Source organism: Actinomadura sp. 7K507, from assembly GCF_004348425.1.
Lineage (GTDB): Bacteria > Actinomycetota > Actinomycetes > Streptosporangiales > Streptosporangiaceae > Spirillospora.
Genome location: NZ_SMKK01000269.1, coordinates 1 through 11,696, shown reverse-complemented (window position 1 = coordinate 11,696; position 11,696 = coordinate 1). Strand labels below are relative to the sequence as shown.

At 71.2% G+C, this 11,696-nt stretch carries 7 protein-coding genes; 6 read left to right on the top strand and 1 reads right to left on the bottom strand.

The features are described from left to right. Positions 1-40: 40 nt before the first annotated feature. On the bottom strand, positions 41-1,348 hold the full coding sequence (locus E1285_RS38450; protein ID WP_132159532.1) for an FAD-binding oxidoreductase: 1,308 nt from the start codon (positions 1,346-1,348) through the stop codon (positions 41-43). Positions 1,349-1,565: 217 nt separating this feature from the next. Here E1285_RS38450 and E1285_RS38445 point away from each other — a divergent pair, with 217 nt between their 5' ends. The 6 genes from E1285_RS38445 to E1285_RS38420 all read left to right on the top strand — a co-directional run bounded on the left by E1285_RS38445 (position 1,566) and on the right by E1285_RS38420 (position 11,432). Further along, a complete protein-coding gene (locus E1285_RS38445; RefSeq protein WP_132159531.1) occupies positions 1,566-5,156 on the top strand; it encodes an AfsR/SARP family transcriptional regulator in 3,591 nt (1,196 codons plus the stop codon). A 36-nt stretch (positions 5,157-5,192) separates the two neighbouring features. Then, positions 5,193-6,089, top strand: a complete 897-nt coding sequence (locus E1285_RS48460) for an N-acetylmuramoyl-L-alanine amidase (RefSeq protein WP_132159530.1) — start codon at positions 5,193-5,195, stop codon at positions 6,087-6,089. 346 nt (positions 6,090-6,435) lie between these two features. Beyond that, positions 6,436-6,996 (top strand): TetR/AcrR family transcriptional regulator, encoded by a 561-nt coding sequence (locus tag E1285_RS38435; protein ID WP_132159529.1) that lies wholly within the window; start codon positions 6,436-6,438, stop codon positions 6,994-6,996. A 155-nt stretch (positions 6,997-7,151) separates the two neighbouring features. Beyond that, on the top strand, positions 7,152-9,332 hold the full coding sequence (locus E1285_RS38430; protein ID WP_132159528.1) for an MMPL family transporter: 2,181 nt from the start codon (positions 7,152-7,154) through the stop codon (positions 9,330-9,332). 158 nt (positions 9,333-9,490) lie between these two features. Next, the gene (locus E1285_RS38425) at positions 9,491-9,946 is read left to right on the top strand and encodes an SgcJ/EcaC family oxidoreductase (protein WP_132159527.1); all 456 of its coding nucleotides are present in this window, start codon (positions 9,491-9,493) and stop codon (positions 9,944-9,946) included. A gap of 553 nt (positions 9,947-10,499) precedes the next feature. Next, on the top strand, positions 10,500-11,432 hold the full coding sequence (locus tag E1285_RS38420) for a DMT family transporter (RefSeq protein WP_132159526.1): 933 nt from the start codon (positions 10,500-10,502) through the stop codon (positions 11,430-11,432). Positions 11,433-11,696: the final 264 nt, after the last annotated feature.

The following is an 11,696-nucleotide window of genomic DNA, read 5'->3' as shown; positions in this document are numbered from 1 at the left end:
TCCCCGCCCCGCCGCACGGTGATTGTCCGGCGTTCGGTCATCAGCCGAGGACGGGGAAGTTGCTGCGGAAGACGCCGTGCGGATCGCGCGCTCGCTTCAGCTCGCGGAGCCGGGCGAGCGTGCCGGGCGTGAAGGCGTTCGCCGCGCGCTCGCCCGGGGCGAGGAGCGTGAACGGCTTGCGTCCGGTCGTGTACGGGACGAGGGCGTTCGCGATCTCTTGCTGGCGGGCGCCCACGGCGGTCCCGCCGTCCTCTCCGGGGACGCCGAACATGTAGAGCGCGAACGGCTCGTCCAGGTGCCCGGCGGGAGTGCCAGACGGGCGGGCCAGCGCACCGCCGAGGTGCCGCAGCTGCACGCTGAGCAGCGGATCGATGGGACGTTCCAGCAGTGCGGCGGCCACGTCGTCGGTCAGGCCCGTCAGGAGTTCCGCGCGAGACCGCCCTGGGCCGGGGTCGGTCGGTTCGGCGGTGATCGTGCCCAGATCGGCGACCGGAAGGTCGGCGCGGGAATCGGAGATCCGCCCGGCGATCTTGTCGAGCGGGCGCAGGAGCGTCTCGGCGTCTCCGCCCTCGCCGAGGAAGGCGCTGTCGACCGCCACCAGCGGAGCCGCGCCCGGGAAGTGCAGGAGCTCGTACCAGGCGGTCAGCTCGGCCGGTGCTCGCTCGGTGATCTCACGATAGGCGTCCAGGACGGCCCGGGCCTCCTCGACGGGCCACACCATCCGGCCGCCGTAAAGGCGTGGCGCCGGGTGCAGATCGAACTCGACGGCGGTGACGATCGCGAAGTCGCCGCCACCGCCGCGCAGTGCCCAGAACAGGTCCGGGTCGGATTCGGACGTCACCCGGGCGCGGGCGCCGGCCGCGTCCACGACGTCGAACGCGCGGACGCTCCCGGACGCCCATCCGTGCATGCGGCCGAACCAGCTCAGCCCGCCGCCGAGCGTGTAGCCGGTGACCGTCACCACCGGGCTGCTGCCCGCGAGCCCGGTCAGGCCGTGCGGACCGGCAGCCCGCAGGACCCGCCCCCAGGTGACACCGGCGCCGGCTCGGGCGATCCGCTCGTCCGGGCGGATCTCCAGATCGTCCAGGCGGGTGGTGCGGAGCAGGATCACCTCGCCGGTGTTCCCAGACGCGCCATGGCCGCTCGGCTGCGTCGCGATGGTCAGCCCGTTCAGCCGGGCATACCGGACGAGAGCGGCCACATCGTCGGCGTCGGCTGCCTCCACCACGGCCCGGACGGGCTGGTCCACCGCGAGGTTCCAGGGCCGCCGTGCCACCTCGAAGGAGCCGTCGCCCGCCGTGTACACGCGGCCCCTGACCGCGCCCCGCAGGTCATCCCCAATGTTCATGATCTCTCCTGTCCCTGCCGGACGTCCGGGTTCGTCGGTCGTCCGGGTTCGTCGGTCGTCCGGGTTCGTTGGTCGCCCCGGTTCGTTGGTCGCCCGGTTCGTTGTCGATGGGTTCAGGATGCTCACCCGCGGCTGGGATCGGGCTGGGATCGAGTTGAGGTGCCCGTAGGCTGAGGAACTGGACGATTCGGGAGGTCGGACGATCAGGGAGGGGCGGATGGTGGCCGGACTGACGTTCCGGCTGTTCGGCCCCCTCGAGGTGGCGGACGGCTCGGGACACTCGCTCGACCTCGGCACCCGGAAGCAGCGCGCGCTCGTGGCGATGCTGGCGCTCGAACCCGGCCGCGTGGTCTCCCTGGACCGCCTGATCGACGAGCTGTGGGCCGGTGAGCCGCCCGCTCGCGCGACCCGGACGCTGCAGGCCTACATCGCGCACCTTCGCCGAGTCCTGGAACCCGATCGAGCCCCTCGGACGCCGCCGGCCGTCCTGCTCACCCGCGAGCCCGGCTACCAGCTCGCCGTCCCGCCCGGACGGATCGACCTGTGGCGGTTCACCGCCTGGACGGACGCGGGCCGCGCGGCCCTCGCTCGTGGGGCGCACGCGGAGGCCGTCGAGACCCTGGACCAGGCCCTCGATCTCTGGCGCGGCGACGCGCTGGGGGAGTTCGCCGGCTGGGAGTTCGCCCGGCCCGTCGTCACCCGGCTCACCGAAGTCCGCGCGGGCGCCCGTGAGGACCGGTTCGACGCGCGGCTGGCCCTCGGCGAGGCCGCAGCCCTGATACCCGGGCTGGAAGCGCTCGTCGAGGAGGAGCCCTACCGGGAACGCGCCTGGTCGCTGCTCGTCCTCGCCCTCTACCGCGCCGGGCGCCAGGCCGATGCGCTGGCCGCGCTGCGCCGCGTCCGGACCCGCCTGTCGGACGACCTCGGGCTGCGTCCGGGACCGGAGTTGCAGGAGCTGGAACGGTCGGTGTTCGACCAGTCGCCCAGCCTCCGGCCTCCCTCGCGTGAGGCGGCGCCCCGGTCGGCGGGACCGTCGGCGGAGCCGTCGGCGGGACTGTCGGAGGAGCCGCCAGCGGAGCCGCCAGCAGAGCTGGACGGGGACGGGCTGGTCGCACGGTCGGCGCAGCTGGCGCTGCTCGAACGGCGGCTCGGTGAGGTGCGTCGAGGCCGGGGTGGTGTCGTCCTGGTGACGGGGGAAGCCGGGATCGGCAAGACCCGGCTCGTCCGCGCCGCCGCGGAGCTGGCCGCCGCCCGCGGCTTCCGCCTCGCGTGGGGACGCTGCGTGGACGGCACCGCCCCCGCCTTCTGGCCGTGGAGGCAGATCATCCGGGAGGCCGGTGACGAGTCCGGCCTGCTCTCGCTGGACACCCTCCCCGCGCCACAGGATCCCGCCACCGCCCTGTTCACCATGTACGAACAAGTCCTGGACGTCCTGACGGGTGACGAGACCCCGGTCACGATCGTCCTGGACGATCTGCACTGGGCGGACGTGTCGTCGCTGCGTCTCCTGACCTTCGTGGCGGACGCGGCCGTCCGGCATCGGCTGCTGGTCCTCGTCACGTGCCGTCCCGAACCCGGCGACCATCCCAGCGCCCTCCGCGACACTTTGGCCGCGTTGGCGCGGTTGGCCGAACGCGTTGAGCTGGGCCCGTTCACCGCGGACGATGTCGCGGCCTACCTGCGTGCAAGGGGCGTCGTCGAAGAGCCCGGCCTCGCTGAGGCGCTGCTGGCCAGGACGGGCGGCAACCCCTTCTACCTCGGCGAGGTCCTGCGCCTGCGCGGCAGCGAGAGAACCGTCCCGAGCGGCGCCCGGGACGTCATCGAACGCCGTGTCGCCCGGCTGCCCGAGGAGACGCGGGCCCTCCTGCACGCCGCCGCGGTCGCCGGACGTGACGTCGGCATCGACGTCCTGGAAGCGGTCACGGACACCACACCCGAGCAGGTCATGACCGCGATGGAGTCGGCCATCGCGACCGGCCTCATGATCGAACCACCCCCGAGCCCTCTACCGGCGGCCGGGCCCGCACCCGGCGCACCCATGCCCGCCAGCGCGGCCAAGCCGGGTGCGCCGATGCCCGGCACGTCGGTGCCCGCCACGTCCATGCCCGCCACGTCGGCGCCCGCCACGTCGGTGCCCGCCACGTCCATGCCCGGCACATCGGTGCCCGGCACATCGGTGCCCGGCACGTCGGTGCCCGGCACGTCGGTGCCCGGCACGTCGGTGCCCGGCACGTCGGTGCCCGGCACGTCGGTGCCCGCCATGTCCATGCCCGGCACGTCGGCGCCCGGTGCATCCGTGGTCGGTGGGGTGGGGTACCGGTTCGTCCATGCCCTCGTCCAGGAGGCGCTTTACGCGGGGCTGAGCCGGCTGGAACGGTCCCGGCTGCATCTGCGGGTCGGGGAGGCGCTCGAACCCGTCCTTCCCGAGGCGGAGTCGGCCACGCTCGCGCACCACTTCGCCCAGGCGGCCGGGCTGGGCGGCGCGGACCGGGCGGTCAAGCACGCCTCCCGCGCGGCCCGGCACGCGACCCGCCAGCTCGCGCACACCGAGGCCGCCGACCTCTGGACGCTGGCCCTGTCCGTCCTCCCGCCCGGCAGGGACGCCGAACGGTCCCGGATCCTCACCGAGCTGGGCCAGGCGCACCGCACCGTCGGACGACCGGAAGAGGCGCGCCGCGACTGGGAGGAGGCCATCCGGATCGCGCGGGGGATCGGCGACCGGGAGGCGCTGATCCCCGCGGTCACGGCCATCGGCGGGCCGTCCCTGTGGAACTGGCGGCCGTACGGCGTCGTCGACTCCGAGATGATCGCGACCATTGAGGACCTCCTGAACGGCCCGCTCGCCGACGCCGACAGGGCGGCGCTGCTCGGTGCCCTCGCCCTCGAACTCCACTACGGCCCGCGCAGTGCCGCAGGCGAGGAGCACGCCGCCGAGGCCGTCGAGCTGGCCAGGAAGACCGGAGACGTCCCGCTCCTCGCCCGCACGCTGAACAACTACCTGCTCGCGGCCTTCCGTCCCGGCCGCAATGCCGCGCGGCGCGCGGCGGCGGAGGAGCTGGCGAACCTGTCCGGCCTGCCGGTCAGCGGCGAGGTGATGGCTCGCGTCTTCCTGATGTCGTGCCTGCTGCGCGACGGGGACCTGCCCGGCTGGGACCGCGAGCTGGCACGCTGCGAGACCCTGCTGGACGCGGCGCCCCGTCCGGAGTTGGAGTCGATGGTCCGGGTCGCGCAGACCGCCCGCAGCACTCTCGACGGCCGGTGGGACGAGGCGGAAGAACTGCTCGCCCACGACATGCGGTTCGGGTCGACGGTCTGGGGCAGCCGGTTCCGGTACCTGGTCACCACGTTCACGTGCCGTCGCGCCCAGGGCCGGGTCCCGGAGATGCTGGACGAGCTGGTGTCCGCGGCCGGTGAACCGGACCTCGCCCCGTTGCGGCCTGTCGCGGTCCTGGCGGCCGTCGAAGCGGACCGTCCCGCGATGGCCCGCGAGCTGATCGGCCTCTGGGGGACCGAAATTCCCGACGACTGGGTCGGTGACTTCCTTATCCCCGTCTGGGGTTTGGTCGCGGCCCGCCTGGGCACGCCGGACCCCCGTGATCTCTATCACCGCCTCGTCCCGTACGCCGACCAGTTCGTCGTCGCCGGCATGGGAACCGCCTGCTGGGGTTCCACCCACCTTGTCCTGGCAGAACTGGCCCGCAGCCTGGAAGACGACGGCGCCGCCCGTGCCCACGTAAGCGCTGCTCACAAAGCACACAAAACGCACGGTTTTGGCTACCGGGCGTCGCGAAGAGCAGAAGACCCGTAGGCTCGTCCACCGAATCGACACCCCCCGGGGGAGGCCATGGACATCATCAGCCGGGCGGAATGGGGCGCCCGGGCACCCCGCTCCCGAAGCTCGGTCGGCTGGTCGCAGCGGACCGAGTTCATCGTGCACTACTCCGAAGGCCCCACCGACCAGTCCGTCCGCAGCATCCAGGACTTCCACATGGACGGCAACGGCTGGTCCGACGTCGGATACAACTTCCTGGTCGACATCAGCGGCCGCGTCTACGAGGGCCGCGGATGGCTGGTCGTCGGCGCGCACGCACCGGACCACAACACCTCCGGCATCGGCGTCTGCATGATCGGCCGCAACGGCGACTCGACCGCCGCCGCCAAGCGGTCCATCCGCTGGCTGTACGACGAGGCGGCCCGCCGCACGGGCCGCAACCTCACCAGGCTCGGACACCGTGACGTGTACGCGACGAGCTGCCCCGGGGACGAGCTGTACGCCTGGGTGCGGGCCGGGATGCCCGCCGATATCGAGGAGGACGACATGCCGGACTACGTCTCCGTCGGGATGGACACCCCACAGGACCTCCCGCCGAACAAGTGGGTGACGGTCACCTGGGGCAAGGAGTACTCGGACCAGAAGCATCACCACTGGAACCAGGGCGGATCGTCCTTCATCGTCGGCCCCGCCCGGTACGCCTTCACCGCCAACGTCCAGATCGACGGACTCGCCCCCGGCACCGAGCTTCAGGCCCGCGCGATCGAGCACGCCGAATCGGGCGGAGACTACGACGGAGGCCCGATCAGCGAGTACGTCGCGAGCGCGGGGTCGACCTTCGTCCACTACAACGTGGCGGCCGACACCGTCGGCGACGGCTACAGGGTCCGTTTCCAGGTCATCCACTACGGCAGCGAAACCGGTCGCATCACTGCGGGCTCGGCCAAAGCCTTCGCCTGGCCCACCTGATTCCGCCCGATTCCAACTGGGTCCGCATGGCCCGCCCCGTCTCGCCCGATCTGCCTGGCCCGCCCGGTCCTCAGACCCGGTCCTCAGACCCGGTCCTCAGACCCGGTCCCCAGGCCCGGTCCTCAGACCCGGTCCCCAGGCCCGGTCCTCAGACCCGGTCCCCAGGCCCGGTCCCCAGGCCCGGTCCCGGCCCGGGATCGGCCCGGGATCGGCCCGGGATCGGCCCGGGATCGGCCCGGGATCGACCCCGACCCGACTGCCTCCAGGCGGGCCGGGTGACGGGTAACACACCTCGATATCTGTCCGAACGGTCAGGGCTGACCGTTCGGACAGATACGTTGGCGTCATGGCTAGCACGTCCACCGGACTGAAGGAACGGCTCCTGGCCTCGGCCGTCCGGCTGTTCGCCCAGCGCGGCTACCGCGGGACGTCGCTCGCCGGCATCGCCGCCGATGTCGGCTGCTCCAAGGCCTCGCTGCTGTACCACTTCAGCACCAAAGAGGCGATCCTGGCCGAGCTGCTCCTGCCGATCGGCAAGGAGGTGGTGGCACTGGACTCCCGCCTCGCCCTCCTGGACGACCAGGACGTCGCCGAGGCCGCCGTCTCCGGGTTCGTCGATCTCACCCTCCGGTACCGCCGCGAGATCAAGCTGCTGTTCGACAACCTGGCCGACGCCACCTCGCTGCCCGACCTGGGCCTAGACGGCGTCGACGGGGTCGATGACCGGCTCGTTGGCGCGGTGGCGGGCCGTTCGCCCGAGCCGGAGGCCAGGGTGGCCGCGCACCTGGCACTGGGCGGCATCTTCGCGGCCGGGGCGGCGGTCGAGAGCCTGCCGTACGACGACGCGATCCTGCGCGAGTCATTGACCACCAGCGCGCTGCGTGCCCTGGGGCGCAGCCTCACCTGACCCGTTCTCGCCGACCGCCGCACCAGCGGCCGGTTCGCGCTGCCCTGAAACCGATCCGCCCTGAAACCGATCCCCGACGACGCCGATCCCTGCTGACACCGACCTCCGATGACACCGACCTCCGACGACACCGATCTCCGAAGGAAGGCATTCCGATGGCGACGCTGCTGTACCGGCTGGGCCGATGGTGCTTCGGGCGCCGTGGCCTGGTCGTCCTTGTCTGGCTGCTCCTGTTGGGGGTGCTGGGCGGGGCGGCGGCCGCGTTCAGCGGCCCGACGTCCAGCGAGTTCCGCATGCCCGGCACCGAGTCGCAAAGCGCGATGGACGCCCTGGAGACGCGGTTCCCCCAGGCGACCGGCGCCACCGGCACCGTCGTCATCGCGGCCCAGCAGGACGAGAAGCTGAGCCCGGCCCAGGTCACGCCGGTCGTCCAGCAGGCCGCCGCCGTTCCCGGCGTGAGCGCGGCCCTCGACCCCTTCCAGGCCAAGTCGGTCTCGCCTGACGGCCGCTACGCCCTCATCCAGGTCCAGTTCTCCGGCGAGCTGCCCGACATCACCGAGGACCAGCGCAGCGCCTACAAGAAGATCGCCGAGGACGACCACGGTGCCCTGCGCGTCGAGGCCGGAGGCGAGGTCGTCAAGGAACAGCCCGGCGCCGGAGCCGCCGAGGTGATCGGCGTCGGCGTCGCCGCGATCGTCCTGATCGTCACCTTCGGCTCCCTCGTGGCCGCCGGGATGACCCTGCTCAACGCCCTGGTCGGCGTCGGTGTGGGGATGGCCGGGCTGTACGCGCTGACCGGCGTATTCAGTCTCAACAGCGCCACACCGATCCTGGCGCTGATGCTGGGCCTGGCCGTCGGCATCGACTACTCGCTGTTCATCACGTCCCGCTACCGGCAGAACCTCCTGGACGGTCTGGACGCGCGAGAAGCCGCCGGACGCGCCATCGGCACCGCGGGTTCCGCCGTGGTGTTCGCCGGCGCCACCGTGGTCATCGCTCTGGCCGGCCTCTCGGTCGTCGGCATCCCGTTCCTCACCGCCATGGGCCTGGCCGCCGCCGGCACCGTCGCCGTCGCCGTGCTCGTCGCCCTGACCCTGCTGCCCGCCGTGCTGGCCTTCGCCGGAAACAAGGTCCTTCCCCGCAAGCAGCGCACCACCGGCCACTCCGGCAAGGACGGCTTCGGTTTCCGGTGGGGACGAGGCGTCGCCCGGCTGCGCCTGCCCGTCCTACTGGCCGGAATCCTCGCCCTGGGCGCGCTGGCCCTCCCCGTCCAGGAAATGCGACTCGCACTGCCGGACGCCGGTACCGCCGCCGCGGACTCCCCGGAGCGGCAGGCTTACGACCTGACCAGCGAAGGGTTCGGCCCCGGCTTCAATGGACGCCTGATCACCGTGGTCACCGGCGACAGCCCGGCCGCCACCCGTCCCGCGGCCCAGCAGACCGTCCAACTCGTCAAGGACGTCGAAGGTGTGCAGGCGGTCGCCCCGCCCCAGTTCAACCAGGACGGCACCACCGCGCTCGTCGCCGTGATCCCCGAAAGCGGCCCCAGCGACGCCGCCACCGAGGACACCGTCCACGCCATCCGCGACAAGGCCGCCGACGTTCAGGGCGCGCACATCTCCCTGACCGGCGCCACCGCGCTTGGCATCGACATCTCCGAGAAGCTCGCAGACGTCCTGCCGGTCTACCTGCTACTCGTGGTGGGCCTGTCGGTCCTGCTGCTGATGCTGGTCTTCCGCTCCATCCTGGTACCGGTCAAGGCCGCCGCCGGATTCCTGCTGACCGTCGGCGCGACGTTCGGCCTCACCACCGCCGTCTTCCAGCAGGGCCACCTGTCGTCCTTGGTCGGCGTCGACAACCCCGGCCCCCTGATCAGCTTCCTGCCCATCATTCTGATCGGCATCTTGTTCGGCCTGGCCATGGACTACGAGGTGTTCCTGGTCTCCAAGATGCGGGAGGACTTCGTCCACGGCGACCCCCCGGGCCAGGCCACCATCAACGGCCTCGGCCAGAACGCCCGCGTGGTCACCGCCGCCGCGCTCATCATGTGCGCGGTGTTCGCCGGGTTCGTCCTGACCCCCGACCCCATCATCAAGTCCATCGGCTTCGCCCTGGCCGTCGGCGTGTTCATCGACGCGTTCATCGTCCGCATGACCCTCGTCCCGGCCGTCATGTCCCTGTTCGGCCGCGCCGCCTGGTGGCTCCCCCGCTGGCTGGACCGAGCCCTCCCCAACCTGGACATAGAAGGAGAGAACCTCCGCCACACCCTCGACGAGCCCGCCGCCTCCCAACCAGACGTGTCGAGGCGCGCGGCCACCTCTACGGGACGACGATGATCTTGCCGCTGGTCGCGTCCGGCTCCGGCGAGGCCGGCCCTCGGCACCACCCGTTCGCGCCCCGAGGCCGCAGGCGACCGGCAGGGTCGGCAGACCACTCCGCAACGCCCTGAGCCTGCCTTGACCTCAAGTGCGGTTCATGCCGCAGAGTCATCTCCATGACTACGGACAAGCCTGAACTGACCGACGAGGCCGAGATCGAAGCGATCAAGCAGGTGATCGCCACGATCGAGCATGCTCAGAACAATGAGCTCCCCGACGAATTCATCGACCTTTTCCGGGACGATGCGGTCTGGACGACGGGTGGAGGCAAACGCCTCTTCGGCCGCGACGCGATCGCGGCTTTCACCCGCAAGGTGCTTCCGGGCGGGATGGAGGGCCTGACACTCACCTTCGAACTGGAACATGTGCTGTTCATCCGCCCTGACGTCGCCGCCGTCAAGGTGCGCCAGATCTACCAGACGCCCGACGGTCCGGACGTTGGCACTCCGCTGTGGGTCATGTCCAAGGAGGATGGCCGATGGCGCCTGGCCGCATGCCAGAACACCGGCGTTCACGAAGACGAGCTGGTGTCGCCGGTGAGTAGCCGTCCCATCTTCGGCTCCAGCGAGTGAGACCAGACCCCACCTGAGGAAACAACGCGCCTGTACTTCCGCGTCCGCGTCGCGGGCAGGTCGCCGCGGCGGCCGGGCGATCTACATTCCCCCTGACCGGCTACCGATCTCAAGCCGGTGTTGCTGGCGCCGTCCGAACGATCCGCAAAGACCTCATCCTGCAGGATGCGCGCGCAGCCGCCGCCGATGCCTGGGCGGCTGCGCGCGTTGTTCGTCATCAGCATCACCGCCGCCGAAAGCTACATCGCCACTTCCGACCATCCCAGCCTCCTGCCCACCGGCCGAGGGCCACTGATCGACTCGGCGCCGCCGACCGCACCACGCCGCTGGCTACACCGCGACGCCGGCCGTGCTGCCTGGACCCGTGGCCGGGGCGGGGTTACCGTGACAGTGCCCCGACCGAAGGGTGGCTAGGGTTCCGCCGGTCAATCGAGCAGACCGGGGCTGGTCCGAGCGCCACGTAAAGCCGGAGACGGCAGGCACCCGAGGGACAAAAGCCCAGAGGGGATAGGTCGGCACGTTCGCGTGCCCCCGTCCCTGCTGGAGCGATCTTGTGGTCTTCTCCGAACGCGCGCACATCAACGCGGCGCTTCAGGCGTTGGTGGTCTGCTTCGTCTGGTCCACCTCGTTCATCGTCACCAAGTACCTCTACGGCGAAGGCATCGGCCCCGTCACCCTCACCGGGTTGCGCTACGCGCTGGCCTCTCTCGTGCTGCTTCCGCTGTGGTGGTGGCGCCGTCACCGAACGTCCCCGGACTCGCCGCAACGGCCACGTCTGCGCCTGTGGACCCTGATCGGCCTGGGGCTCGCCGGCTACGCCATCAACCCGCTGGGATACACCATCGGGCTGACCGTCCTGCCCGCCGGCTGGGTCGGCGTCGTCCTGGGGGTCAACAACACCCTGCAGGTGCTGCTCTTCAGCGCCCTGCTCCTGCGCGAACGCCCCACACCGGTTCAACTGGCCGCCATCGTCGTGGCCACGCTCGGCACCGTGTTCTTCCATCTGCCGGGCGGCGCCCCGGCCGATGCCGTATTGCTCCCCACCCTGGCGGTGTTGATCTCCGGCGTTGGCTATGCCCTATGGGTGGTGGGCAACCGCTCCCTGCTGCGGGGAGTCGGCCCGCTGGAGCTGACGTTTCCGTCAATGCTGGTGGGCTCGTTGCCCGTCCTCTGTGTCGGCGTCGCGGTTGAAGGGCTGCCCCGCCTGCCGGTCTCGGCGTGGGCGGTGATCCTGGGCTTGGCCGCCATCAACACCTCGGCCGCATTCCTCGTCTGGACCCACACTCAGCGAGCGCTGGCCACCCATGAAAGCGCGGCGATCAACAACACCATGACGATCCAGGTCGCGCTGCTGGCGTTCCTCCTCCTCGGTGAGCAGCTCACCGCATGGCAGTGGGCCCTGATCGGCGTTGTGGCCGCCGCCACTCTCACCGTCCAGACCACCGGCAAGCCCCGACCAGCAAGTGAAGCCCTGACCAATGGGTGAGGCCTCAACCAGTGGGTGACTGCCGTGATGGTGAGACCGATCCCACCGCTCGGCGAACGACCGACGCGACTGAACGACCGTGTGCGCCGCAGCGGACCGATACACCGGTTCGCGAATCCCGAATAAGCAGATGGGCTTCGCCGCCGCAGAGGGGCCCAGACGGTTCGGTGCCTGCGATGAGTCGTCCGGGATAGCCCATACGGACGCCGTCCTGGCCGACGCGAGCGGCGGGGCGTTGGTGGACGGGGGTGTTGAGGGCGGAGA

Excerpts from the sequence above, each read along its gene's own strand:
- E1285_RS38450 (WP_132159532.1), bottom strand. The coding sequence starts at position 1,348 with ATGAACATTGGGGATGACCTGCGGGGCGCGGTCAGGGGCCGCGTGTAC.
- E1285_RS38445 (WP_132159531.1), top strand. The coding sequence starts at position 1,566 with ATGGTGGCCGGACTGACGTTCCGGCTGTTCGGCCCCCTCGAGGTGGCG.
- E1285_RS48460 (WP_132159530.1), top strand. The coding sequence starts at position 5,193 with ATGGACATCATCAGCCGGGCGGAATGGGGCGCCCGGGCACCCCGCTCC.
- E1285_RS38435 (WP_132159529.1), top strand. The coding sequence starts at position 6,436 with ATGGCTAGCACGTCCACCGGACTGAAGGAACGGCTCCTGGCCTCGGCC.
- E1285_RS38430 (WP_132159528.1), top strand. The coding sequence starts at position 7,152 with ATGGCGACGCTGCTGTACCGGCTGGGCCGATGGTGCTTCGGGCGCCGT.
- E1285_RS38425 (WP_132159527.1), top strand. The coding sequence starts at position 9,491 with ATGACTACGGACAAGCCTGAACTGACCGACGAGGCCGAGATCGAAGCG.